Source organism: Burkholderia sp. AW33-5, assembly GCF_053427615.1.
This window is the reverse complement of sequence record NZ_JBSAXA010000001.1, coordinates 109,004-133,225: the sequence shown is the minus strand read 5'-3', so window position 1 is coordinate 133,225 and position 24,222 is coordinate 109,004. Positions and strand designations below refer to the sequence as shown.

Below are 24,222 nucleotides of genomic sequence, written 5' to 3'. Positions count from 1 at the left end.
TGTCCCTCAGGAGAGCGGCACGATCGCCGCGTGCTTGACTGCCGCCTTGACCATACTCATTTCGCAAACCTTGAGTTCAGCAGCCGGTATACCCTCAGACGCGCTTCTCGGCCCCGGCATCTCGTGAATTGCCGCGTAGGATTGCCACTGCCCGGGCGTGCCGTTGGTAATGCCCGAGTTATTGAGCGTGATGAAACTCTTCCCGCCGCGCAGCGATAGTTCCTCTTCAGCCCAGATTTCGATCTTGGTCGCGGTCTGCCTGATCCGGATTTTTGCCATCAGGTTAATGGTGTCCTTGAGCGATTCAATGTCAATTGAACCTGCGCCGGCAATCAGCTTGATTCCGGCGTCGTAGACGAAAATCCGCAATTTTTCCTTGATGGTTGCAAACAGTGAGCGTCCGGTGGCAATGCCGAGATGCTCACCCGTCGTCAGCGCGAGATGCTCGCCGCTTGCGATATGCGTGCTACCCGCTGTTGTAGCTTGAATACCAGCTGGACTGGCAAGCGTAAGGTGTGGCTCAGCAAACTCTGGAAACGGGTCACTGCCCGATTTGGCTCCGCCCCGGATTGCATCATTCTGTGCATTCAACGCGGTTGTGACCTCACTCTGATCACTATTCGCCTCCTGCGCGTGGTTCTGCTGAGCCAGTTGTGCGAGTCGTTCGTGCGTGTCACACGCTTCTACAAGCCGCTGGACGGTTTCGCCCATCCCTTTGACATGGCCCTCCGCATCCGACCGTGCCTCGGTGGTGACCAACATTCCCAACGCCGAACGGACCCCCCCCCACAAACCGGTCGCGAGCTCAAAGCCGCGACCACGTTCCTCTTGCCGTCCCGCATTCCCCGCAATACGCGTGATGTACCCCAAATTCAACTGCGACGCGCCTTCGTCACTCGACAGGTGCGCCTGAATCTTTCCGTTCGTATCGTCGAAAGCCAGCGTATTCGCCCGCCGAGCACCGATCTCCTTGCTACGAAAACCGGCAAGCGTCTGGTTCTCCGGCAATGCAAACGGCGGCATGTTGAACGCATTCACAGCACTACCGACGATGATCGGCAAGTCCGGATCACCATTCGCGAATGCAACCTCAACCTCATGGCCGCGACGCGGCAAGAAGATGCCGCCGAACTGATCGCCATGCCATGCACCGGCAACGCGCACCCAGCAGCTTGAACGTTCATCGTTGTCGCCGAGCCGATCCCACAGGAATTGCAACTTCACCCGACCGTACGCGTCCGTCCAGATTTCCTGGTTCTCCGGACATGTCACAACGGCATATTCGACGCCGGTAATGCGCGGCTTCGCGATCGTGCGCGGCAACCGAAACGGCTCATGAGTCGGCTGCAGCACGAAGTCCGCTTCGCAGTGGTAACGCTGACCGGAACCCGATGCCTCGCCAACCTCTTCGATCGTCAGCTTGCAGCCGATGACCGCATACTCCCGGTTGGCGGCGTTCTGCGGATAGTGCGACAGCACAAAGGTCTGGCCGACGACCAGTCCGCGCAGATTGCCCTGCCCGGAAGCCCTGAGCCCCTGGCAGCGATACGCCTGCATCTGCACGAGCGTCAGGTATTCCGCTTCGGTCCGCGGCTCATTGGGCGCGGCCGACAGACCTCCCATACCCGCCTGCGGCTGCGCATAGTCGCCCCACGTGTAATGCTCCTGATGAGCGAGCCCCGTATCGCGCGGATCCTCTCGCCCAACCGTCAGATCGGCGTGCGGTCGCGTGTAGTCGTAATCGACACTCGTGACTGCACCGGTCGTCAACGCATTCGAGATCGACAACGCGTGAATATGCTCCTCGTCGACACGTCGGCTGTCGGGGGCTTCATAGCGGATCGTCGCGTAGGCTTCGCCGTGCGGCTTGAGCGCGGCGATCGCATCGCACAAGACCAGACGATGCTTGCCGTCGGCATGCTCGAAGAAGTAGAAGATGCCCCACTCCTCCCACAACCGCTGCAGGAACGTCCAGTCGCTTTCGTGGTGCTGGCGCTGGATGTCCCGCTTGGGCCAAACGTTGTTCGGACGCGGCGGCGTCAGCCGCTTATCGACCGGAAACAGGTACGTCGAGAGCACCGCGTCGGTGATCTCGATCACGGACATGTCCTGGAAGATCCGGCAATCGCAGTTCTTCGTCGCCAACCAGAGCCACGGTCGAAGCGTGACCGCGTACACGATCGATCGACCGTCTTCTCGCAGGATGGATGCGCGCGAGACGATTCCGGTGATCTCGCGCGTGCCCGCGCCGATGTTCGCCATTCCAGCGTTGCCTGCAAGGCCGCGAATGAAATGCCCGACACCCTCGAGTTGAATCGTGACGGTCAGCTCGGTGCCGATCAGCTTGTCGAGATCGATATTCGCGGCGATGGTTTGCGAGAACGCGAGTTCGTCCGGGGTTTTTAGCTCGAGTGTGTACTCGAACAACTCGCCAACGGCTTCGCCGCCGGTCAGCTTCACCGGCGTGAGGATCGGACGATCACCGTACATCGGCATGGCCGCGCCGCTAACCGACAGCGTCCGTGGTGAGTCAAACAAAGCCATCCCGACATCTCCATTGAATCGATCGAGCCATCGACTGTCGATAGCAATCCAGCCGCTTCGAATCCGTCACGCTTATGCGCGCACGCCCCACAACTCCAATCTCAACGACGGGAACTCACCCGCCACGTGCAACGCGATACCGCCGTGACGCACGACTTCCTCCCAAAGCGGCCCGCCTTGCGTCAACTCGTAATAGATGTAGCCCGCGTTGAACGGGATCTGCCGCGGAGGTACCGGCAGCGCCTGCAAACCGATACCCGGCAAGTGACTGCGGACAAGGCTCGGCAACCTTTCCGACGGCCCGGCCTTCGCCTGCGCCAGGAATTGCTGCTTCAGCACGTCAGGCGGCATCGCCGCGTGAACGGCCAGCACCAGCGCGGTAAAGCCCTGCATATCGACCGGATCGACCACCGCATTGCGCATCCCGTGCCCGCGATCTTCGAATGCAATGCTCTGCGCGCTGCGCACCAGCACGGCGTTCAGCAGCCGGTGCGTATCGTCGACGACCGGCTTCAGACACAGATGCGGCGTCGTATGCTGATAAGGCGGATGTGTGTCGAGCGGCCGACGCGTATCCGTGCGCAGATGCGTCGACAGTTCGCCCGCCATGCTGATCAGCAGCGCATAAACATCGGCCGGCGATACGGTCGGCACCCGCAGCAAGTGCTGCAGCAACGGCTCGTAACGGTTCAGGATCTGCAGCAGCAGGTAATCCGTAACCGTCGCCGCGCTCGCTGTCGTCTCGTCCGTGCCGGCGAGCCGTTCAGCGAGCGCATTCGCACGCAGATGCGCGAGATCGTGGATTTTCGTCACCCAGCTTGCGAGGAGGTCGCTCGCTCCATAACCGGATACAGGCGGTACAAGCGTGTCGTCGAGCTCGATACTGCCGTCCGCGCGGATCGTCTTGACGCGCGTGAGTGCGAGGCCGATCCACGCATCGCCCAACTCCTTTTCCGGCATCAGGCGCAGGCGCAGATTCGACAGTTGCACGGCCTCGGGGGCAAGACCGATCGAATTCGTGTCGCGCAATTCCGTATCGAACACCAGGTAGCGCGCCAGGGAATCCGCGCTGTTCTCGAACGTCGTTTCTTCACAGTTCGGCAGCCGGACCGGCACCGCGAGATAGATCACCTGATCGAGGTGTTCGGGCCGAATCGTCAACGGAGGCGGCGGAGGTGTATTGCCCGGCGCATCGAACGGCGTGCCGTCGGCGAACACGCCGGCGGCCGTTTTGACGATCACCTTCCCGAGCGCCAGCGACTCCAGGTCGAGCGCATAGCTCGCGAAGCCGAAAAAGAACGGCGACAACGGGGTCGCACGCATATGCGCGTATTTCTCGAAATAGCGATCCTGTTGCTGGAACAGTTGTGGACGGAAAAACAGCCCCTCCTGCCAGGCAACCTTGGCATACCAACTCATACGTGTTGTCCGATTGTCCGTGCGAAAGATGGGCCATACCCATCATGTCTGGCAGCCAGGTCCAACTCGGACCTGGCTGCGCGAAGCGCCTGCATTTTTATGCCATCCACTCAAATACGCGCCATGAGATCGATCAGTTGCTGACCATTCGCGTATGGTTCATGCAGTGCGCGAGGATCTTGTACAAAAAGACGAAGTAACCGATGCCCAGCGTGACGATCGAGATCAGCGTCCAGATCACGATCTTTCCGATCATCGTCGCCAGATCCATCGTGCACTCGAGCCTTCCCACTACCTTGCCGTCTGAATTGACGGCGACCGTTCGACTGATCACGAATCGGTACAGGTAGTACGGATAGACGAACAATGCGAGACCGAACGTGACAATCGAAAGAAGGATCCAGATAACAGCGTGTCCGATGATGTCGGTGACTGTCAGTTCCGATTTCAAATTGAGATTGCTCATGCTTTTATTTCTTCCCCGTCTCTCGCACGCTGACTGCCTTGGCGTCGAGAGCAATGTCCAACTTCAGTTTTGGTGTGAAAAAGCGATACCACGCCTTGTCGGGACCAGTCGGTATCGTGTAAACGACTCGCCAGACCGAATTGGGAAGATCCCGATAAGCCGCGATCACGCCGATGGCCGTCGTATCCGCACCGGAATACCGAACGATCTTCTTGTGCTCGCCCGGACGCAGCTGCAGTTCGTCACGCTTCACGACGTCATCGCCCAATACCGTCTTTTCCTGCGTCTGCAGCGTGAAAAAGTCGGCTGTGCCGAACGCGATGTCGTTCTTCAGTTCATAGATGCGAACGACGATCGGCGCGGCCCGACCGCGATCGTCGGGGTTGACGTCCGGTCGCGCGTTGACCGTCAGGTCAAACCGAACCGGCTCCTTGGGCTTCGGTTCGCCGCTCGCACAGGCCGCAAGAATCACGACGCTGGCAAGCGCGGCGGCAGTCAGGATCGAACGCATGCTGATTTCACCTCGAATGCAGCAAAAAGGCGCTGCGCGTGCGCCGAGACACCCATGCGCACACGCAACACCTCGCCGACTTACGCTTCCTTGTTGCCCTTGATGTCGAAGCCGGCCGTCACCGCGCCGCCGCTGCCGCCTTGCGCGTTCTGCACGACGTATTCCTGCTTCACTTTCGCGAACGACAACGCGACCGTCTCACGACTCTTCTCTGCGTCGCTTTTGCTGCCGGACGGCTTCACGCGCGTGACGATCACGTCGCTCATCGTGATCTTCAGGTACTCGAGCGGGTTGCCACCGGCCTTGCGCATCACGAGCGTCGCCTGATCGATATGCTTGCCGGTCAGCGCGTACTTCATCAGGTTCGGGCTCGCGCGATCGATGTTGTGTTCGAACGTCAGATCCTTGACCGTCGCCTTGCCCGCGCCGCCGCCGCTTCCGGCATGCATCGTCGATTCCTGGGTGATTTCCCAATCCCAGTTCAGGACTTCGATCTCGTCCTTGTGCTTGTCGTCGAGCGATTCACCGTTGATACCGTCGATCTTCAGAAAAATGTCCTGCGCCATACGTAGTACTCCTTTACTTACGTGAGTAGAAAAAGGCCGTTCACCACAAAATGAAACGCTTGAATGCCCGGCCCGATGGGATGGGTTATCTTCCGCTTACGCCGCTTCCTTGATCGACGGAAGCTTCGTCACGAGCCGCAGCGAGACCGTCAGCCCTTCGAGCTGAAAGTGCGGACGCAGGAAGAATTTCGCCTGGTAATAGCCCGGGTTGCCCTCGACGTCTTCGACGAGGACTTCCGCCGCGGCGAGCGGTCGGCGCGCCTTGGTGTCCTGCGACGAGTTGGCGGGATCCGCGTCGACATAGTGCATGACCCACTCGTTCAGCCAGCGCTGCATGTCCTCGCGCTCCTTGAACGCGCCGATCTTGTCGCGCACGATGCACTTCAGGTAGTGCGCGAAGCGCGAGCAGGCAAACAGATACGGCAGGCGGGCCGACAGGTTCGCGTTGGCGGTCGCGTCCGGATCGTGATACTCGGCCGGCTTCTGCAACGACTGCGCGCCGATGAAGGTCGCGTGATCGGTGTTCTTGCGATGCACGAGCGGAATGAAACCGTTCTTGGACAGCTCGGCCTCGCGCCGATCCGAGATCGCGATCTCGGTCGGACATTTCATGTCGACGCCGCCGTCGTCGGTCGGGAACGTATGGCACGGCAGGCCCTCGACCGTACCGCCCGACTCGACGCCGCGAATCAGCGAGCACCAGCCGTACTGCTTGAACGAACGGTTGATGTTGACGCCCATTGCGTATGCCGCGTTCGCCCAGCCGTAGCGGCTGTGATCCGAGCCGTTGGTGTCTTCTTCGAAATCGAATTCGTCGACCGGATTGGTCTTGGCGCCATATGGCAGCCGTGCGAGGAAGCGCGGCATCGTCAGCCCGACATAACGAGCGTCTTCGGTATTGCGCAGCGAATTCCACGCCGCATATTCGAGGTTCTGCGTGAAAATCTTCGTCAGGTCGCGCGGGTTCGCCAGCTCCTGCCACGACTCCATCTGGAGCACCGACGGGCCGGCCCCCGTGATGAAAGGCGTGTGAGATGCTGCGGCGACCTTTGCGATCGAACCCAGCAGATCGACGTCGGGCGGCGTATGGTCGAAATAGTAGTCGGCGACGATGCAGCCGTACGGCTCGCCGCCGAGCTGGCCGTATTCCTGTTCATAGATCTGCTTGAAGAGCGGGCTTTGATCCCACGCCAATCCCTTGTACCGACGCATCGTACGGTGCAGCTCGGTCTTCGAGACGTCCAGGACGCGAATCTTGAGATGCTCGTCGGTTTCCGTATTCGACACGAGGTGGTTCAAGCCGCGCCAAGCCGATTCCAGCGCCTGGTAATCGTCGTGGTGCAGGATCAGGTTGATCTGCTCGGAAAGCTTGTGGTCGATCTGCGCAATGATCGCCGCGATGCTCTTGTAGGCGTCGTCGCTGATGGTCGCGGTCTGCGCAAGCGCCTGCTCGGCGAGTGTCTGGACCGCGGATTCAACCGCCTCGCGGGCCTGGTCGGTCTTCGGACGGAATTCCTTTTCCAGCAATTGCGTGAAGTCGGATTGAGTGGCCGTCTGCGTTTGCGCGGCCTGTGCGTGTTGCTTCGCCATGGTGGTCATCCTCGATCGGTTCGTCGGTCAATTGGCGTCGTTCTGGTCGACGGCACCCGCTTCGTGATGCTCGGGCTTCGGCGCAGCAGCCAGCGATTTCAGGAGCGCCGGATCCTGCAGCAGCTGCGTCACGAGCGCTTCGGCACCCGACTTGCCGTCCATGTAGGTTTGCAGGTTCGCCAATTGCGTACGAGCCTCCAGCAACTGGCGGAGCGGTTCGACCTTGCGTGCGATGGCGGCCGGGGAAAAGTCCTCCATGCTCTCGAAGGTCATGTCGACCATCATCTGGCCTTCGCCCGTGAGCGTATTCGGCACGGCAAATGCGACGCGCGGCCGAATGGCCTTCATCCGCTCATCGAAGTTGTCGATGTCGATTTCGAGGAATCGCCGGTCGGATACCGCCGGAAGCGGCTCGACCGGATGCTTGCCCGACAAGTCGGCCAGCACACCCATGACGAAAGGCAGCTCGACCTTCTTCTCCGAGCCGTAAACCTCGACGTCGTACTCGATCTGCACGCGCGGCGCACGATTGCGCGCAATGAATTTCTGCGAACTGCTGGAAGCGGACATGGACAGGTTCTCCTGAACGGTGGGAAATGGACGGCGCTTAGCCAAGCGGCTCGTCCAAGCGAGAAGGCATTGCATCGAAGGTCAGCGCCTGCGCGGGGTCGGCGGCCGGGTCGGCAACACCGACCGCAATGCGCGCGAGCTCACCTTTCGACGCGAAGGCATCGAGCCAGAGCGCCGACAGGCGCGGCAGGATGTGTTGTTCGATGAAACCGATAAGGACGCGTGCACCGGTTTCCTGAACGAGACAGCGACCGACGATGTAGCCGACCACCGCATCGTCGAACGTGAGCGCGATGTCATGAGCGTCGGACATCCGTTTCACGACGCGCCTCAGGTGCAAGCGCACGATGCGAGCGAGCGCGTCGTCGGCCAACGGCCGGTATGGCACCACCGTCACACGGCCGACGAAGGCCGCCGGGAAAGTTTTCAGCAACTCGGGAGCAAGTGCCTGCCGCAAGCCGTCCTGGTCCGGTGCGAGCGCGGGATCGGCACACAGGCTCGCGCTCAAGTCCGCGCCGACATTGCTCGTCAGCAAGATCGTCGTGTTGCGGAAATCGATATGGCGGCCGTCGCCGTCTTCCATGTAGCCCTTGTCGAACACCTGGAAGAACATTTCGTGCACGTCGCCATGGGCCTTTTCGACCTCGTCGAGCAGGACGACCGAATACGGACGGCGGCGCACTGCTTCGGTCAGCACGCCACCCTCGCCATATCCGACGTAGCCCGGCGGCGCCCCCTTTAGCCCCGAAACGGTGTGCGCTTCCTGATACTCGCTCATGTTGACCGTGATCAGGTTTTGCTCGCCACCGTACAGGGCCTCGGCCAGCGCCAGCGCGGTTTCAGTCTTGCCGACGCCCGATGGGCCTGCGAGCAGGAACACGCCCAGCGGCTTTTTCGGATCGGTCAGGCCGGCTCGTGCGGTCTGCACGCGTTCGCCGATCAGGCGCAGCGCGTCGGTCTGACCGACCACGCGCGCCTCGAGCGTTTCCGACAACCGACGCACTGCGTCGAGTTCGTCCGTGACCATGCGGCCGGCAGGGATACCCGTCCAGTCGGAAACAATCTCCGCGACGATTGCCGCATCGACCTCCGGAAACACGAGCGGCGCATCGCCCTGCAGCGTCAGCAACGCCTGTTCGAGTTCGCGGAGCTGATCGCCCGATACCGGCTCGTGCGCCATATCGCCACGCACGGTTTCACGTGCGGCGAGCAATGCCTGCGCGGCCGCCGTCTGTTCACGCCAGCGGACCTCGACCGCAGCCTCGTCCGCTGCGAGCGCGGCGATGCGTTCGCGCACGCTTTCCAACGCCTTGCCTACGCCCAGCCCGATACGAGCTTCCTGCGCGAGTAGCGCCTCTTCCGTGCGGACGGCAGCAAGCCGTTGACGTATATCGTCGAGCTCTCTCGGCGTGGCATGCTGAGACAGCGCCACGCGTGCGCACGCGGTGTCGAGCAAGCTTATCGCCTTGTCCGGCAATTGCCGCGACGGGATGTAACGGTGAGACAACGTCACTGCACCGCGAATCGCCTCGTCACGCACCACGACGCCGTGATGCGCCGAAAACGTTTGCACGAGCCCCCGCACCATGTCGACCGCAGCGGCCTCGGACGGCTCCGCGACCTGGATCACCTGAAAGCGTCGCGTCAATGCGGGATCTTTCTCGATATGCCGCTTGTACTCGGCCCAGGTCGTCGCGCCAATCGTGCGCAGCGTGCCGCGCGCCAGCGCCGGCTTCAGGAGGTTGGCGGCGTCGCCCGTGCCGGCCTGGCCGCCCGCGCCGATCAGCGTGTGGATTTCGTCGATGAACAGGATGACCGGCACCGGCGACTTCACGGCCGCTTCGAGTAACGCCTTCAGTCGTGCCTCGAATTCCCCCTTCATGCTGGCGCCCGCCAGCAACGCGCCGACATCGAGACTCAGCAGACGCACATCCGCAAGCTTCGGCGGCACGTTGCCCGATGCGATCGCACGCGCGAGCCCCTCCACCACGGCCGTCTTGCCGACTCCGGCTTCACCGGTCACCAACGGATTGTTTTGTCTACGGCGCAGCAGCACGTCGATCATCGTGCGAATCTCGAGTTCGCGCCCGATGACCGGGTCGATCTCGCCGGCACGCGCACGCGCCGTCAGATCCGCGCAGTACTGATCGAGTGTGCCGCCCTTCGGCGTGGCCGGCATCGCACCGGACGCTTCGCCCGGCGTGGCAGGCAGATATTCGCTATGGTCATACGGGCCGTCGTCCGCTTCCGGCGAGCCGGCTATCCAGGCTGGCAGAACGTCGTCGACATCACCGACCGGGATTTTGCCGAACGCCGGAGAGATCTCAAGCATGACGCGCCGCAGTTCGGGTGTGGACACGAGTGCCGCGATCAGCCACGCGCCGCGCACGCGGCGATCGCCGTATTCGAGCGTCGCGAGCACCCAGGCACGCTCGATCGCCGATTCGATATGCCACGAAAAGTCGTTGATCGAGCTCGCGCCGGCCGGCAAGGCGGCCAGTGCCCGAGCGAGATCGCGCTCGAGCCCATCGCGATCGATCGCGGCGTGACGCACGATCCGTTGAAGATCGCCGTCCGGTTGTTGCAACAACTGGTGCAGCCAGTGAGCGAGCTCGACGAACGGATTCCCGCGCAGCTTGCAGAAATTCGTTGCTGACTCGATACCTCGGTAAAGCTGGACCCCGAGCTTACCGAATAGCGCTTGGCGAGAAATGGTCATGATGATCTTTGTTGTTGGCCGCAATGGTTCCAAGCACCATGCAGCATCTCTCAGGACTGCTATACAGACTATCTTCCGGACGACCTCCGGAAACACTGACACGCCCCTCTCTATTCAATTCAATCGGCCAATCAAATAGAAGGCGCATTATCGGCACGAATTGCAACTTCCGTCAATGCGAAAAATCAGCAATATTTTCCAAGAACACCTCCAAATCTATTTTTCGCAAATCCCCATCACTCCACACACCACTTCAGGTCGATGTTCGACTGCAGACCAAACTAGACACCCCAAACAACCGCACACAAGTCCTTGTTATTTTGAGATAAATTCATTTTTCTCGTGAATTAACACTTATCAATAAATCGATAATTTTTTGATTGCAAAGGCATTAAATTCATTTTGTGACTTTGTTTTACATTTCAAATTTCATCTCAAAAAACATTCGCACAAAGCCCGTCATCACGCTTATTTTTATCTCAATAAACAACCGGCTGAAACTCGTGGTTAAATTGGGGACTTCTCGTCATTGGACTTCCAGATGCGTTCCTTTCGTCTGCCGTGGCGTCGCCAATCGGATGTCTCGCACACCGGGCTGCCGCGTGGCAACAGTCATGCGCGATCCGGCCACGCCGTTGCTGCTGCAGCCACCGTGCCAGCAGACGATTCACTCGCGTCACCGTATGCCGACGACCTGCTCGGCCAGCTCGGGATCGGCGGCCTGGAGCGCCGCGCGCGACGTTCGGATCCTTCGTCTCACACTTCCATTGGCGCGCCCGACAGCACCGACGCGCTGATCGATACGTTGCACGCGCAGTATTGGCGCGCGCTGGCCGATCCCCACGCGTCGGTTACCGTGGAATGGGCGTCAACTGCAGGAGAGGCGGAGCCGACCACGCGCACGTCCGCGCCCGATTCGCAGGGCTGTCTGGATCCCCGTCGCGATCATGATTCGATCGAAGCGATGCTGCTTGGCGATCGCACGCTCGAGGACGTATTCGATCGACTGGATGAGCACAGCGCCTCCTTGCCAGAAGACGAACCCGTTCCCGAGATCCTGCATCTGTTCGCGCCTTCCGATTTTCGAGCGGAGGCCGTGCAGCATCCCCCCGCGCTCACCCGGCGCGAACACCACGTGTTGACTATGGACAGCCCGCTGTCCGCGCCCTTGCGCAAGGATGAAGATTGACCCGGCTTACCGCTTCCTGCCCGCCCCCACTCGCTCGTCTGGACAAGATCCCACTCAGCGAGCAGATCGAACAAGTGTCCGCGCGCCTGCGCGCGCAGCCGACCATCGCGTCTCATCGGTGGGCACTGTTTCAGTTGTTGTGCGTCATGGGTGAATGGCCCCGGGCAATCCAGCAGTTGCAGACATGGGCCATGCTCGAACCGACACACACGGCAACCGCACAGGTCTATCGCGACCTGATCCGTGCCGAATGCCGGCGCAAGCAGGTGATCGAGGGGCTCGCGCAGCCAGGCTTCGTATTCGAGCAGCCGGCGTGGATCGACGGATTGTTGAACGCACTGCACCTGGCCGCCTCGGGACGGATCGCCGCAGCCGACGACGCGCGCGAAGCGGCCTTCGATGCCGCTCCGACCGTCGCTGCGCGTATCCCGCAGGGCTCGGTAGCCTGGATCGTCGATAGCGATTCCCGTTTCGGCCCCGTGTGCGAAATCATCGTGGCCGGGCACTATCGCTGGATTCCGTTCGCCGATCTGGCGTCGTGGCAAGTGTCGCCGCCGACGAAGGTCGTCGATCTGGTTTGGGCGCCGTGTACGTTCACGCTTGGCGATGGCGCCATCGCTCACGGCTTCATGCCGGCTCGATATCACGGTTCGGAGATTGCCAGCGACGCCGTTCGCATCGGGCGCGAAACGACCTGGCGGGAACACGGCCGAACCGGTGTCACGGCGCTTGGCCAAAAGACCTGGTCAACGGATCGAGGTGACTTCGGACTGTTCGAACTGGCAACCGCGGAGTTCGGCACAGGTATCGGAAGCAGCGCCTCGGTCGGAGAGTCGATCAATGAGTGAGAACAGGAAAGTGCCTCGGGCCGCCGACTCGCTCGCCGTCCGCACGCCACGGCGCGCCAATACGCATTTGATGCCGACCTTACTCGACCGCCTGCGTGACGATGCACCGCACCGAAGCACCGAAGCGCCGGAGGAATACACGGTCACCCGCAAACAGATGCGCGACATTGTTCAGCGCGATCTCGCGTACCTGCTGAACACAACGAGCATCGAGGATCAGATCGATCGGAGCCGTCATCCGCACGTCGCTGCGTCGACCTTGAACTTCGGCGTGCCGCCCCTTGCGGGCGCCTTCATCGCGTCACGTCATTGGAACGACGTCGAGCAGACGATCCGGCGGGCCATCACCGATTTCGAACCGCGGCTGATTCCGGATTCCCTTGTGGTATCTCCCCGCACCGGCAGCGGCGACGCCAGCGAGCATCACAACGTCCTCGCGTTCGAGGTTCGCGGGCTGATCCACATGGATCCGTACCCACTCGAATTCATGGTGCAGAGTTCGCTGGATCTCGAGACCAGCGAGATTCGCATTACCGGCATGCGCACGGGTTAAGCACCCCACGCCACAACGACTACGAGACCGTTCCGATGGACCCGCGACTGCTCGACTACTACAACCAGGAACTCATCTACATGCGCGAACTCGCGACCGAATTCGCGCATGCACATCCGAAGATCGCCCGCCGTCTCGGTATGCAGGCCGGTGAAGTGGCGGATCCCTACGTCGAGCGCCTGATCGAGTCGTTCAGCTTCATGGCCGCTCGCATGCAGCTCAAGCTCGATGCGGAATTCCCGCGCTTTACCGAACGGTTGCTTGAAGTCGTTTACCCGAATTACGTCGCGCCCACGCCGTCGATTGCCGTTGCACGCCTGCATCCCGGGGGCACGGAGGGCAGCCTTGCCAACGGATATCGGATTGCGCGCGGCACCGCCTTTACGGCCCGCGTTCCCGACGGCGAAAGAACGGCGTGCCGATTCACGAGCGGGCAGGACGTGACGCTCTGGCCGCTGACGATCACCGAGGCCCGCTTGACGGGTGTTCCGCCGGACATCGCCGGCCTCGAGCGCTACGTGCCGCCCGATACGCAGGTGCGCGGCGCATTGCGGCTACGCCTGGCAACGACCGGTGACGTGCGAATTTCCGACCTGAAGGGGCTCGATCGACTTCCCGTCTACCTTGCCGGTGACGAGCAGGTTGCATCCCACCTGTTCGAATTGCTGCATGCCGGTGCCGTCGCGTCCGTGATCGGCGCGCCCGGCGAGTTCGGCATCCCGGGGCGTCCGCTCGCAGCGGTGACACGTAACGCAGTCGAGCATGAAGGGCTGCGCACCGACCAGAACCTGTTGCCGCTCACCTGGACGAAGTTCCATGGGCATAACCTGTTGCACGAGTATTTCGCGTGCCCGGCCCGATTCTGGTTCTTTGCGCTGAACGGGCTCGCCGAAGGCTTTTCGGCGGTGCACGGCCGCGAAGTCGAGATCGTCGTGTTGCTCGACCGCTCGCCGGCTCAACTGGCAAACCTCGTGGACGCTTCACGCTTCGCGCTGTTCTGCACACCCGTCATCAACTTGTTCAGCAAGCATACCGACCGGATCGAGATTACGCCGCGAGAAACCGAGTTTCACCTGGTGCCGGCACGGCTCGCACCGCTCGACTACGAGGTGTTTTCGGTGGAGGCCGTGTACGGCCGCGTGGCCTCGACGTCCGCCGAACTCACTTTCCGCCCGCTCTACCAAACGCTGAACAACGACGAAGGCAATCACGGTCGCTACTTCTCCGCGCGGCGCGAGCGACGCCTCGTGTCCGATTCGGCTCGTCGTTACGGTACACGCACGCCTTACATCGGCACGGAAGTGTTTCTCTCCCTCGTCGATCAAAACGAGGCCCCCTATAACGAAAACATCCGCTACCTGTCGGTCGATGCACTGCTGACAAATCGCGATCTGGCTACGCTCGTGCCACGCAACGGCATCGACGACCTGGACACGGCCGAATCCGCGCCGGTCGCGAGCATTGGCCTCATCCGCGCGCCCAGCCCTCCGCTACCGCCCCACGCGGAGCGGGAAATGGCATGGCGCCTGATCCGCCAGCTCAATTTCAACTACCTGCCGCTCGACGATTTCGATCACCGTGAAGGGGGGCAAGGGCTGCGCGATCTGCTGCGCCTGTACGTCGCGGACGGCGATTCCGGACAAGGCCGGCAAGTCGAAAGCCTCGTCGGCGTAAGGACGCGCCCCGTGACCCGCAAGCTGCCGGGAATCGGTCCGATGACATTCGGGCGCGGTATCGAGTGCACACTGACCGTCGACGAGACGGACTTCTCGGGCGTGAGCCCTTACCTGTTCGGTGTGGTCCTCGAACATTGGCTCGCACGGCACGTATCGATCAACAGCTTCACGCAAACCGAACTGCATTCGATGCAGCGAGGTCGCATCGCACGCTGGCCGGTGCGCACGGGCACACGCGGAGTGCTGTGATGAAGCGCGCCACGCTGCCCGCGCAGCTTCGCCACAGCATGCTGTCGCCTGAGCAGCTCGAACGCTTGCAGGCCGAGCCCTGGCGGTTCGGGTTTCTGTCGCTCTTGCGCCGCATCGGCGCGAACCCCGCCATCGATCCGATCGGCACGGCACGCCGGCCAGGCTCGGAACCATTACGGCTTGGCCAGCAGCCGAGCCTCGCCTTTGCCCCGCGAGAAATCGCAAGCGCGGAACAATCCGCGGGGCGGTTGAAGGTGCGACTTTTCAGTCTCGGGATGCTCGGTCCCCATGGTCCGCTCCCGATCCACTTCACCGAAATCGCGAAGGATCGCCAAGAGAGCCGGCGCGACACGACGACCGTCGATTTTTTCGACATCTTCCATCATCGCTACTTCACGCTGTTCTATCGCGCGTGGGCGTCGGCTCAATCAGCCGCCGGACTCGATCGAACACAAAACGAGCGATTTTCGTTCTACATCGCGAGCCTCGCGGGACTGGACATCGGCGAGATTTCCAGGCGCCCGTTGCCCTCGCACGCGCGCCTCGCCGCCGCGGCGCATCTCGTACGCGAATCGCGCAATCCGGACGGCCTGCGCGCGACGCTCGAACACTACTTCGGCGTGCCGGTTGCGCTTGAAGAGAACGTGTTCCACTGGATCGAAATCGACCCGGCCGACTGCGGCCGAATGGGCCGCCCAGGTGCTGCCGCGACGATGGGACAAGGCGCCATGCTCGGACGTGTCGCGCCAGACCGTCAGCACCGCTTTCGAATCATCATCGGCCCGCTCGATCTGGACGCCTATCTGCGCTTCACGCCTCAAGGCGAAGATCTGCCACAGCTCGTCGAATGGGTGCGGGCGTTCGTCGGCTACGAACTGGAATGGGAACTCGAGTTGCGTATCAAGCCGGAGAGTGCGCCGCCGGCGGTGATGGGCGGCCAACAACGCATGGGCTGGTCCGGATGGCTCGGCCGCCCGGACCAGCGCAAACCCATTACCGGGATGCGGTTCGAACCCGAACGTTACGCGCGTCATTTCGATCGCCGCCCGACAAGCCCTGGAACCGACCGACCATGAGCAAGAAGCAATCGCCCACCCCCGCGAAGCCGAGCCGCCCCTCCGCGATCGACGCCACGCACTTCGACTGGCTGTTGCCGGTAAGCGACGACGCACCGTGCGGCTCGGATCTCGAGTATGACCACGATTTCGTGGTGCTTTTCGCTGACGCGGCATCCAGGCCGGATGTGCAGTACGGCGCGTTTGTCGGATCGCCTGAACCGCTCAACTGGAGCGAGCTCGAGCGCAACTGCCGCCGGCTGATGCTGCGCACGAAGGATATCCGTGTCGCGGTGCTCTACGCCCGTTGTCGCACGCGCCTCGGCGGTCCGTCGGGATTGGCGGAGGGAACGGGGCTGCTCGCTGCATGGCTGCAGGCATTTCCCGACAGCGTTCACCCCCAGGCAAGCACGGATGATGATCGCGGCGCCGCGCTGGAAATGCGAATGAATGCCCTGCAGGCGATGACGGATCCCGACGGACTGCTTGCCGACGTCCGGGAGATCGTACTGATGAAGTCGACCGCCACGCGCCTGCAGATGCGGGATGTCGAACGCGCTTTCGCCCATCCGCGTTCGGCGGATGCGCTCGCACCGGATTCAGTCATCCAGCAGTTGCGGGATCTGCGGGCGCAACAGCCGGACATGATGAACGCGTTCGATGAAACGATCTCGAATCTTGCCGCGATCGACATCTGGGGAGCGACTCATCTCGACACGTATCTGCCCGACCTTTCGCCATTGATTCGATTGCTTCAACTGTTGAATGTCGCGGGCACGCACGTCGAGGCAACTTCGGACGTCGCACATGTTTTCGTTGATGACATTGACGGCCAGAATCGAGACGGTGTGCAGCCCGACGGAGAATTCACGTCAATTCCTCCGGATAACGAATTGAACTCGGCCGCAAACGCACCGCATGCTGCTCCCTGCACCGAACCGGTGCCGATGACCCGCCACGAGGCGCTGACTCTGATCAATACGGCGCGCCGTTGGTTCGAAACGAACGAACCAAGCAGCCCGATCCCGGTATTGCTGAAGCGGGCCGAGCAGTTCGTTGGCAAACGCTACGTCGAGGTGGTCAACGCGATTCCGGGTGATCTTCTTGCCCAATGGGACCAGATGGATAGCTTGGAATAGCATCGGAGGTGCCGGCCACCTGCGTCACGCCGGCGCTGCGTGCACGCGCACCAGCGCAGCGAGCGCCTCCTCCGGTGTCGTCGTGCCATACACGCGCTCCGACACACCAGCCTCGACGTCGATCTGCCCCGCGTTGTGCACGTCGTACAGATCGACGATCAGCTGCGCATGTCGCTCACTGAGGCCCGCGCGCAGCAGCGTCGCGGTCCATGCGTCGCGCGGCAGTTCGCGCGCGACGATCTCGCGGTCCGCGGCCGCGCCGAGCGTCTCCGCGATGTCCCGCGCGCTCACGCGCCGCGGGCCCTCGATGCTGACGATGCGCGGCCCGTTGCCGGTTTCCGCGGCATCGAGCAGCAGCCGCGCCGCCGCGACGCCCACGTCGGGCGCCCACACCGTCGGAAACACCTTGTCGACCGGATGGTGAAAACTCGGCAGCACGCCGGTTGCAAGCGCGACCGGCAATACGCGAGTCCAGTTCTGCAGATGTTCTGCCGAGCGCAACAGCGTTAGCCGGGTCGGGACCGTCTTCAACCTCTCTTCCAGCAGATGAAACAACCGCGTGATGCCCGTGTTGCCGTCAAGTTCCGCGCCATAGTCCGACAGCGCGAGCAATGCCGGCGGCGGATTCGCGGCGAGTGCGCCGGTCACGACGTCGAGCGTGCGCGCCATCGTCGCGGCCGGGTCGCCGTCGGCGACAGGCACCGGACACAGCATCTGCACGGCTTGCGCGCCGTCGATCGCCGTGGCGATCGCACCTGCATCCGTCAGGTCGGCGATCGCCACTTCGCAGCCGAGTTGCGCGAAACGTTCGCGATGGCGTGCGTCGCGCAGCACGGCGCGCACGGGATGGCCTGCGTGGCGCAGGGTCGTCACGGTCGACGAGCCGACGTTGCCTGATGCTCCGAAAATCACGAACACGATCCGCTCCTGGAGGATGAAGGTGCAGTGATTGTCGGCGTGCGCGAACGGGAAGGCGCGCAGGCGCGGATGATGCGAACAGGAAAGGATGACGGGATGCGGGGCCGCACACGGATCGCACGGCCCACCGGTTCGTCAGCGGCTATCGATCCGACGCCGACGCATCGTCCTCCCCGTCATAAGCCAGCCGGAGCCCGCCCCGCGCGCCGGACCGCGCGACCTCCGTCGGCGTCGCGCCCAGCACGCGATTCATCCAGTTCGCCATATGGCTCTGATGGGCGAACCCGGCTTCGAGCGCGATCTGGCTGATGCTGAGCCGGCCTTCGAGCAGCAACGCCTTCGCGCGCTCGACCCGGCGTCGCACCACGTACTGATGCACCGGCATCCCGAGCGTCTCGCGAAACAGCACCTTGAAATGCGGCACGCTGATCGACACGAGCGCCGCAAGCTCGGCAAGCGTCATGCGGCGCTCGAGGTTGGCCTCGACATAGTCGATCACGCGCGCCGCCGCCTTCGGCGCGAGCGTCCGCCGGCGCTCGCGGAACACGGGCTGGCCATCGACCAGTCGCGCGACGAGCGCCGTGCACAGGCTCTCCGCATAGAGCGGGTCGGACGCGTCTTCCGCCTCGAGTTCGGCGGCCATTGCCCATGCGATGTGTTGCAGGCGCGGATCGCGCACCTGCAGCCGCCGGCGGATCTGCGCCTGCGACGGCTTCAACTCGAGTTGCTCGAACGTGCGCCGCACGAACGTGTCGCTGAGCATGACGTGCAGGATCCGGCAGTCGGCGCTGTCCGTCCATTGGCCCGGCAGGCCGGCGGGAATCACGTCGATGTCGCCGTGCGCCTGGATGCGCGACACGCGCTGGCCGTCGCACACGCAATCCGCACGCACGGGCGAGCCGATATGCACGCCGATGCGGTGATGATCGGCCGCCGGAATCCGGTACGTACCCGCACGAATCTCCAGCAGCGACGCGCCGAAGCCGCGCCAGCCGAGCCCGCGGCTGGAGCGCAGGCTGACCGGCACGCCGTTGTCGGTCGGCGCGGCGAGAATCGGATCGCTCATGGTTCTTCTCCACCAGATCGTGGGTCGAACGCGCATTGTGACGCTTTTTCCGGCCGCTTGCCGGGCGCGCGCCGCCATTCCCGCAACGAGCAGAAAAAGATCATCCGTTCCTGCTCCGCCGCATCCTTGCGTGCGCGCCGACGGGCGCCGCGGCGCTTACGATGGGCTTCATCCGACACCTACGGAGACCGTCATGCCCCATTCCTGCCCATTGCGCGCGGCGTTCATTCCCTCTTCGCCGTCCCGGACAACCCACCGTCCCGACGGCCCCGCTCCCCGCAACGACCGGATCGCCTTCGCCGCGCGATGCCTGCGCATGCTCGGCTGGTACCGCCTCGAACGGCTGCTCGCGTCGATTCCCGACAGCAACGACGACTTCGGGCTCGTTTGACTGACGGCACGCACGGCTCGCACACGCCGCCCGCGTCCCGGCGTGCGCCTACTTGCGCCGCCGCTCGTGCGGCGCGACCGTCGCGCCGTCGATCACCGGCGCGCCCTGCTTGATCAGGAAGTCGCGAAACAGCCCCGTCACCTGCGAGATCCGCCGGTCGGCGAGCGTGACCACATACCATTCGCGCTCGATCGGGTTGCCCGGAAACGGCAGTTGCCCGAGCAGCCCCGTGCGCAATTCGAGTGCACACGCGTGCAACGACAGGAACGCGACGCCGAGCCCCGCTTCGGCCATCTGCTTGATCGCCTCGTTGCTCGACAGTTCGGAGCCCACATGGAAACGGTAGCCGGCCGTCTTGAACAGGCTCTCGACGGTCGAGCGCGTGCCCGCGCCGCGTTCGCGCACGAGCAGATGCGCGGATTCGAGATCCTTCAGCGCGACGCGCTTGCGCCGCATCAGCGGATGGCCCGGCGCCGCGACGAACACCATAGGATGCTTCGCGAACTCGACCGCGTGCGTGCGCAGCTCCTTCGGTGCGCTGCCCATCACCGCGAGATCGATTTCATGCGTCGCGAGCATGCGGATGATGTCGTCGCGATTGCCGACCTTGAAATAGGTCTTCACGTGCGGTCGCGTCGCGGTGAATTTCACCAGCAGCGGCGGAATCAGGTATTCGGCCGTCGTGATCGCGCCGATCCGCAGCGTACCGCCGAGGTCGCCCGTCAGCGCGGCCACTTCGTCGCCGGCCTCGCTCCATAGATGCAGGATCTCGCGCGCATAGCGCGCCACGATTTCACCGGCGGCGGTCAGCTGCACGCCGCGCCCCACCCGCTGCAGCAACGCGGCGCCCACCGCCTCCTCGAGCAGGCGAACCTGCAGCGACACGGCCGGCTGCGTCAGGTTCAGCTCCTCAGCCGCGCGCGACACGCTGCCGAGTCGCGCGATCATGTCCAGCGCCTTGAGCTGCCGAAACGTCGCGGTCTTTCCTATAAGTGAATACATATGAGTCGCTTATAAACATTAAATTGTTCGCGTAGGTTCAAAACTATATCGTCGGTTCTTGAGCAATGTCATCCGAATCGTCATCAGCGGGAGCCACAACATGGACCACATCACGCCTACCCTTGCAACGGATCGCGCACCGCGCGTGCCGCGCATCGTGATCGTCGGCGGCGGCGCCGGCGGCCTGCAGCTCGCCACGCGCCTCGGCGACACGGTCGGCCGCCGCGGGCAAGCCGACGTCGTGCTCGTCGACCGCTACCCGACGCACTTCTGGAAGCCGCTGCTGCACGAAGCCGCATCCGGGCATCGCGATCCGGCCTCGCACACGATCGAATACGCGGCGCAGGCGAAGCGCCACGGCTTCCGCTTCGTGCAGGGCGCGTTGCAGCAGGTCGACCGCGCGGCACGCACGGCGACGATCGCGCCGGTGCAGGACGCGGACGGCACGGAGATCCTGCCGCAACGCGCGCTCGGCTACGACGATCTGGTGCTGGCCGTCGGCAGCGTGACGAACTTCTTCAACGTGCCGGGCGCCGCGCGGCACGCGCTACCGCTCGAAAATCTCGACCAGGCCGAGGATTTCCGCCGCAAGTTCCTGGCCGCCTGCACGAAGGCGAACCACCTGGCCGAGCAGCAGCCGGCGCACCGCGCGGCACCGGTCTGCATCAACGTGATCGGCGCGGGCGCAACGGGTGTCGAACTGGCCGCGGCGCTGCGCCACGCGATCCAGCAGCTGACGACGTATCGCTTCAAGGCGCTGGTGTCCGCGCGCGACGTGCATATCCGGCTGATCGAAGGCGGCCCGCGCATCCTGCCGGCGCTCGACGCAAGGCTGTCGGCCAGGATGCACGCGCAATTGCGCACGCTGAACGTCGACGTGCTGACGGATACACGCGTCGCGGAAGTGGGCGCGGACGCGGTCATGACCGCGACGGGCGAGCGGCTTGCGAGCGACATCACGATCTGGGCGGCCGGCGTCGCGGGCCCCGCGATCCTGCGGGAACTGGGCGACATCGCGCTCAACCGGTCGAACCAGGTGATCGTGACCGACACGCTGCAGACGCCCGACGATCCGCACGTGTATGCGTTCGGCGACTGCGCTGCATGCCCGTCGGCCGATGCGAGCGGTTTCCTGCCGCCGCGCGCGCAGGTCGCGCACCAGCAGGCCGTGTATCTCGGCGATGCGCTCGCACGGCGCCTCGCCGGCAAGCCGGTGTCGGGCTTCACGTTCCGCGATGCGGGCACCGTCGTGTCGCTCGGCCAAGCGGGCGCCGTGTATCAGGCCGACCTCAGTGTGCGTTCGCGCTCGCTGATCGTCGACGGGCTCGCCGCGATCGGGCTGTACAAGTTCCTGTACCGCAAGCATCTGTTCAGCGTGTACGGACTGAAGCGCGCGCTGTTCCAGTCGCTGAGCCACTGGCTGCAAAGCCGCAACCAGCCGTCGATCAAGCTGCACTGATCGCCGACCGCCACGCGGCATCGCAACACGGCGTATCGGGCGCATCTCGCCCGATACGCCGTTTTTTCATCTGCACACATCGGGTGCATTCATTTCGTGCGCGCCTTTGGTGCATCACGTCGAAGCGCGTCGATACGATGCAGATCATCCGGAAAACACGGCCTCACATGCATCCCGCGCCAGCGCTGGCTCACCGCCCCATTCATTAGTCGAATCGTATGAGTCGGATATAAATATTAATTGGTCGCATATTCCGGATCGACGCTAATGTGTGCGGCATTCCCGTCCGCGAACGGATCGTCACGTCTCAGGAGAGGAATCACCGTGGTCATCGAAGCCATCGTCACCCGTCTCGACGCCGCATTCGCTCAGATCGAAGCGACACCGGATTCCCACGAATCGCGCAACCAGCGCGATGCGATCATCCAGTGGCTCGACAGCGCGTCGGAGCAGGGATATCGACTCGGTCTCGTCACGACGCTGCCTGCCGCCCGGCTCAGCGACATGTTCGAAGGCCAGTTCGGCCGCGCGAACCTCGACCGCTTCTCGGTCGTCGTGACCGACGCTCATCAGAAGGACTCCGTAGCAAATCAGCATCCATTCGACGTCGCGCTGCAGGCGCTGGGCGTGCCGCCCGAGCGCGCGGTGGCAGTCGCGAGCAGCGAACCGGAACGCCGCGAAGCCGAGACGTTCGGCCTGTCGCGTTGCGTGCGCATCACCGACACGATGCGCTCGATCGCATCGGCAGGCCTGCACTGACCTGAGCACCTGCATACGCGCATCGAAACGGCTCGCGGTTCATCGTGAAGATGCTGCGCAACGCACGCGAGTCGGATTTTCAGGCAGCGTGCGACGGCGCGACGATTGCAGGAAATTGAAGTGCTGCTACGGCTATCCGTGAGGCGTCGTCAGTCCACCGGGTAATCGAGATCGTGCCAGCGCTTCGCCGATTTCCCACCCGAGCCGAGGTGACCGCCGGGGAAGCGCATCACCGCAATCGCGTGAAGCGCCTTCTCGTCGAGCGCGGCGTCGCCGCAACTGCGCCTGACCTTGAGATCGCGGACACGCCCGTGCTCATCGAGCCAGACACGCACGATCACGCGCCTTCTCGACGTGCCGTTCTGCACGCCGCGTGACAGCAGGCGGTCCATCAGCGACATGAGATTCTCCGTGAAGGTCGAATGCGTCGGTTATCGCGGCGTCAATGCTGGACGGCCGCGGTTTTGTGCGCCGTCTGCACGGCCTTCGGCTTCGCGACGACGGGCGCCTTCGGATCGATGCCGACCGCACGCTCGACCTTGCGGGTCTTCGCGTGCGCCGCGTGCGCCTTCGACACGGGTTTTGCGTCGGCGTGCACTGCGGCCGGCGCATTCGACCGCGAAGAGCCGGTTTGCCGCCCCGGCTTCACGGCCGTCACACCGCTCGCCGCCACGGGCGAATGCTTGATCTGATGTGCGTATTCCTTGACGTCGTGGTCGCTCATCCACGATTCCGTATAGGCCGCCGACGCGGGCTGCGACAGGTTGAGATACGCGACCGATGCGACGAGAAAGGCACGAATTTGCGTGCGACGATTGAATGCGGTAATGACGAATGCTCCTTGCGAGCTGGCTCGACGCCCGGTATCGGCGCCGTCGTGGCGGCACGATAAATGAGCGCATTCGGCATCGCAAGCGTCTGACGGGTGATCCAAACGATTCTTGACGTTTGAACGATCGATCCGGTGCGCGAGACCGCTCACGCAGCGCGTTCGACCGCGTCGGACATGCCCATGTCGTCGCGCCTGCGGGGCCTCGGCGGCTTGCCGAACTTGGGCCCGCCGGCGGTGTCGAACGTGCATCGCCGGAGAATCACATGAAACGCGCCGCTCCTTTCGCCATCCTGATCCTGCTTGCCGCCGTCGGCTTGCCGGCGGTCGCCGGCACCGCGACGGACAATGCCGCCGCGCCGGTTGCGCAGCAGGCGAGAAACTGCGTGCCGTCCTCGACGTCCGCCGGCACGGCGCCCGGCTCCCGCGCGGCATCAAAGGCGCCGCCGATCCGCATCTGCGTCGGCGATTCCGATACGCAGCTGAACCTGCCGTGGTTCCTGACCGACGTCCTTACCGCCGTGGACACGCATCAATCGCCCCGCGACCTGCTCCACAAGATGCGCAACGACTTCTGAAGCACGGCCGCCGGAAATGACGCGCGGCGCAAATATTTCTCCACAAGCATCAATCTCGATATTTATCTACATTTTGGATAGCAATATTTCGTAATAAGGTGGGACACGCCTTATACTTGCCGCGCA

At 63.2% G+C, this 24,222-nt stretch carries 23 protein-coding genes; 10 read left to right on the top strand and 13 right to left on the bottom strand.

What is annotated here, in order from left to right:
* Nucleotides 1–6: 6 nt before the first annotated feature.
* The 8 genes from ACV22V_RS00625 to tssH form a co-directional block, all read right to left on the bottom strand.
* On the bottom strand, nt 7–2,544 hold the full coding sequence (locus ACV22V_RS00625) for a type VI secretion system Vgr family protein (RefSeq protein ID WP_448012685.1): 2,538 nt from the start codon (nt 2,542–2,544) through the stop codon (nt 7–9).
* 72 nt (nt 2,545–2,616) lie between these two features.
* Nucleotides 2,617–3,963, bottom strand: a complete 1,347-nt coding sequence (tssK, locus tag ACV22V_RS00620; RefSeq protein WP_223960307.1) for a type VI secretion system baseplate subunit TssK — start codon at nt 3,961–3,963, stop codon at nt 2,617–2,619.
* Between the two features lie 133 nt (nt 3,964–4,096).
* Nucleotides 4,097–4,429, bottom strand: coding sequence for a DUF6693 family protein (locus ACV22V_RS00615; protein WP_059692579.1), 333 nt, complete (start codon nt 4,427–4,429; stop codon nt 4,097–4,099).
* A gap of 4 nt (nt 4,430–4,433) precedes the next feature.
* The gene (tssJ, locus tag ACV22V_RS00610; protein ID WP_059692580.1) at nt 4,434–4,940 is read right to left on the bottom strand and encodes a type VI secretion system lipoprotein TssJ; all 507 of its coding nucleotides are present in this window, start codon (nt 4,938–4,940) and stop codon (nt 4,434–4,436) included.
* An 80-nt stretch (nt 4,941–5,020) separates the two neighbouring features.
* On the bottom strand, nt 5,021–5,506 hold the full coding sequence (locus ACV22V_RS00605) for an Hcp family type VI secretion system effector (protein WP_059447502.1): 486 nt from the start codon (nt 5,504–5,506) through the stop codon (nt 5,021–5,023).
* 96 nt (nt 5,507–5,602) lie between these two features.
* Nucleotides 5,603–7,096 carry a type VI secretion system contractile sheath large subunit gene (gene tssC / locus ACV22V_RS00600; RefSeq protein WP_059447501.1) on the bottom strand — a complete coding sequence of 498 codons (1,494 nt, stop codon included), beginning with the start codon at nt 7,094–7,096 and terminating at the stop codon, nt 5,603–5,605.
* Nucleotides 7,097–7,123: 27 nt separating this feature from the next.
* Nucleotides 7,124–7,666 (bottom strand): type VI secretion system contractile sheath small subunit, encoded by a 543-nt coding sequence (gene tssB / locus ACV22V_RS00595; protein WP_448013002.1) that lies wholly within the window; start codon nt 7,664–7,666, stop codon nt 7,124–7,126.
* A gap of 37 nt (nt 7,667–7,703) precedes the next feature.
* A complete protein-coding gene (gene tssH, locus ACV22V_RS00590; protein WP_448013000.1) occupies nt 7,704–10,385 on the bottom strand; it encodes a type VI secretion system ATPase TssH in 2,682 nt (893 codons plus the stop codon).
* 541 nt (nt 10,386–10,926) lie between these two features.
* Between tssH and ACV22V_RS00585 the strand changes: the two genes are divergently transcribed.
* Genes ACV22V_RS00585 through ACV22V_RS00560 form a run of 6 tightly spaced genes read left to right on the top strand, consistent with a single transcriptional unit; the run spans nt 10,927 to nt 17,094 of the window.
* Nucleotides 10,927–11,574 carry a TagK domain-containing protein gene (locus tag ACV22V_RS00585; RefSeq protein WP_448012684.1) on the top strand — a complete coding sequence of 216 codons (648 nt, stop codon included), beginning with the start codon at nt 10,927–10,929 and terminating at the stop codon, nt 11,572–11,574.
* Nucleotides 11,571–12,422 carry a type VI secretion system accessory protein TagJ gene (locus tag ACV22V_RS00580; RefSeq protein WP_448012683.1) on the top strand — a complete coding sequence of 284 codons (852 nt, stop codon included), beginning with the start codon at nt 11,571–11,573 and terminating at the stop codon, nt 12,420–12,422. The genes ACV22V_RS00585 and ACV22V_RS00580 overlap by 4 nt, the downstream gene beginning before the upstream one ends.
* Nucleotides 12,415–12,975: a type VI secretion system baseplate subunit TssE gene (gene tssE / locus ACV22V_RS00575; RefSeq protein ID WP_448012682.1), complete on the top strand. Its 561-nt coding sequence runs from the start codon at nt 12,415–12,417 to the stop codon at nt 12,973–12,975. The genes ACV22V_RS00580 and tssE overlap by 8 nt, the downstream gene beginning before the upstream one ends.
* A 35-nt stretch (nt 12,976–13,010) precedes the next feature.
* Nucleotides 13,011–14,900, top strand: coding sequence for a type VI secretion system baseplate subunit TssF (gene tssF, locus ACV22V_RS00570; RefSeq protein ID WP_059692588.1), 1,890 nt, complete (start codon nt 13,011–13,013; stop codon nt 14,898–14,900).
* Entirely contained in the window at nt 14,900–15,976 is a 1,077-nt protein-coding gene (gene tssG / locus ACV22V_RS00565) for a type VI secretion system baseplate subunit TssG (protein WP_448012681.1), read from the top strand. The genes tssF and tssG overlap by 1 nt, the downstream gene beginning before the upstream one ends.
* Entirely contained in the window at nt 15,973–17,094 is a 1,122-nt protein-coding gene (locus ACV22V_RS00560; RefSeq protein WP_448012680.1) for a type VI secretion system protein TssA, read from the top strand. The genes tssG and ACV22V_RS00560 overlap by 4 nt, the downstream gene beginning before the upstream one ends.
* Before the next feature lie 24 nt (nt 17,095–17,118).
* Here ACV22V_RS00560 and ACV22V_RS00555 read toward each other — a convergent pair whose 3' ends face one another.
* Together ACV22V_RS00555 and ACV22V_RS00550 are read right to left on the bottom strand one after the other, a co-directional pair.
* Entirely contained in the window at nt 17,119–18,012 is an 894-nt protein-coding gene (locus ACV22V_RS00555) for an NmrA family NAD(P)-binding protein (RefSeq protein WP_448012679.1), read from the bottom strand.
* A gap of 142 nt (nt 18,013–18,154) precedes the next feature.
* Entirely contained in the window at nt 18,155–19,078 is a 924-nt protein-coding gene (locus tag ACV22V_RS00550; RefSeq protein ID WP_059698739.1) for an AraC family transcriptional regulator, read from the bottom strand.
* Between the two features lie 193 nt (nt 19,079–19,271).
* Here ACV22V_RS00550 and ACV22V_RS00545 point away from each other — a divergent pair, with 193 nt between their 5' ends.
* Nucleotides 19,272–19,469 carry a hypothetical protein gene (locus tag ACV22V_RS00545; protein ID WP_223960321.1) on the top strand — a complete coding sequence of 66 codons (198 nt, stop codon included), beginning with the start codon at nt 19,272–19,274 and terminating at the stop codon, nt 19,467–19,469.
* A 48-nt stretch (nt 19,470–19,517) separates the two neighbouring features.
* Here ACV22V_RS00545 and ACV22V_RS00540 read toward each other — a convergent pair whose 3' ends face one another.
* Nucleotides 19,518–20,471 carry a LysR family transcriptional regulator gene (locus tag ACV22V_RS00540; protein ID WP_059698735.1) on the bottom strand — a complete coding sequence of 318 codons (954 nt, stop codon included), beginning with the start codon at nt 20,469–20,471 and terminating at the stop codon, nt 19,518–19,520.
* Between the two features lie 100 nt (nt 20,472–20,571).
* On the opposite strand from ACV22V_RS00540, the gene ACV22V_RS00535 reads away from it, so the two are divergent.
* On the top strand, nt 20,572–21,930 hold the full coding sequence (locus ACV22V_RS00535; protein WP_448012678.1) for an NAD(P)/FAD-dependent oxidoreductase: 1,359 nt from the start codon (nt 20,572–20,574) through the stop codon (nt 21,928–21,930).
* Between the two features lie 324 nt (nt 21,931–22,254).
* Nucleotides 22,255–22,689 (top strand): phosphatase, encoded by a 435-nt coding sequence (locus ACV22V_RS00530; RefSeq protein ID WP_059533628.1) that lies wholly within the window; start codon nt 22,255–22,257, stop codon nt 22,687–22,689.
* 149 nt (nt 22,690–22,838) lie between these two features.
* Here ACV22V_RS00530 and ACV22V_RS00525 read toward each other — a convergent pair whose 3' ends face one another.
* Together ACV22V_RS00525 and ACV22V_RS00520 are read right to left on the bottom strand one after the other, a co-directional pair.
* The gene (locus ACV22V_RS00525) at nt 22,839–23,090 is read right to left on the bottom strand and encodes an energy transducer TonB family protein (protein WP_059447486.1); all 252 of its coding nucleotides are present in this window, start codon (nt 23,088–23,090) and stop codon (nt 22,839–22,841) included.
* A 41-nt stretch (nt 23,091–23,131) separates the two neighbouring features.
* The gene (locus tag ACV22V_RS00520) at nt 23,132–23,671 is read right to left on the bottom strand and encodes a transcriptional regulator (RefSeq protein WP_448012677.1); all 540 of its coding nucleotides are present in this window, start codon (nt 23,669–23,671) and stop codon (nt 23,132–23,134) included.
* A 113-nt stretch (nt 23,672–23,784) separates the two neighbouring features.
* Here ACV22V_RS00520 and ACV22V_RS00515 point away from each other — a divergent pair, with 113 nt between their 5' ends.
* On the top strand, nt 23,785–24,096 hold the full coding sequence (locus ACV22V_RS00515) for a hypothetical protein (protein WP_059698731.1): 312 nt from the start codon (nt 23,785–23,787) through the stop codon (nt 24,094–24,096).
* Nucleotides 24,097–24,222: the final 126 nt, after the last annotated feature.

Coding starts and splice junctions, on each gene's coding strand:
- ACV22V_RS00625 (WP_448012685.1), bottom strand. CDS start 2,544: ATGGCTTTGTTTGACTCACCACGGACGCTGTCGGTTAGCGGCGCGGCC.
- tssK (WP_223960307.1), bottom strand. CDS start 3,963: ATGAGTTGGTATGCCAAGGTTGCCTGGCAGGAGGGGCTGTTTTTCCGT.
- ACV22V_RS00615 (WP_059692579.1), bottom strand. CDS start 4,429: ATGAGCAATCTCAATTTGAAATCGGAACTGACAGTCACCGACATCATC.
- tssJ (WP_059692580.1), bottom strand. CDS start 4,940: ATGCGTTCGATCCTGACTGCCGCCGCGCTTGCCAGCGTCGTGATTCTT.
- ACV22V_RS00605 (WP_059447502.1), bottom strand. CDS start 5,506: ATGGCGCAGGACATTTTTCTGAAGATCGACGGTATCAACGGTGAATCG.
- tssC (WP_059447501.1), bottom strand. CDS start 7,096: ATGGCGAAGCAACACGCACAGGCCGCGCAAACGCAGACGGCCACTCAA.
- tssB (WP_448013002.1), bottom strand. CDS start 7,666: ATGTCCGCTTCCAGCAGTTCGCAGAAATTCATTGCGCGCAATCGTGCG.
- tssH (WP_448013000.1), bottom strand. CDS start 10,385: ATGACCATTTCTCGCCAAGCGCTATTCGGTAAGCTCGGGGTCCAGCTT.
- ACV22V_RS00585 (WP_448012684.1), top strand. CDS start 10,927: ATGCGTTCCTTTCGTCTGCCGTGGCGTCGCCAATCGGATGTCTCGCAC.
- tssE (WP_448012682.1), top strand. CDS start 12,415: ATGAGTGAGAACAGGAAAGTGCCTCGGGCCGCCGACTCGCTCGCCGTC.
- tssF (WP_059692588.1), top strand. CDS start 13,011: ATGGACCCGCGACTGCTCGACTACTACAACCAGGAACTCATCTACATG.
- tssG (WP_448012681.1), top strand. CDS start 14,900: ATGAAGCGCGCCACGCTGCCCGCGCAGCTTCGCCACAGCATGCTGTCG.
- ACV22V_RS00560 (WP_448012680.1), top strand. CDS start 15,973: ATGAGCAAGAAGCAATCGCCCACCCCCGCGAAGCCGAGCCGCCCCTCC.
- ACV22V_RS00550 (WP_059698739.1), bottom strand. CDS start 19,078: ATGAGCGATCCGATTCTCGCCGCGCCGACCGACAACGGCGTGCCGGTC.
- ACV22V_RS00545 (WP_223960321.1), top strand. CDS start 19,272: ATGCCCCATTCCTGCCCATTGCGCGCGGCGTTCATTCCCTCTTCGCCG.
- ACV22V_RS00540 (WP_059698735.1), bottom strand. CDS start 20,471: ATGTATTCACTTATAGGAAAGACCGCGACGTTTCGGCAGCTCAAGGCG.
- ACV22V_RS00535 (WP_448012678.1), top strand. CDS start 20,572: ATGGACCACATCACGCCTACCCTTGCAACGGATCGCGCACCGCGCGTG.
- ACV22V_RS00525 (WP_059447486.1), bottom strand. CDS start 23,090: ATGTCGCTGATGGACCGCCTGCTGTCACGCGGCGTGCAGAACGGCACG.
- ACV22V_RS00515 (WP_059698731.1), top strand. CDS start 23,785: ATGAAACGCGCCGCTCCTTTCGCCATCCTGATCCTGCTTGCCGCCGTC.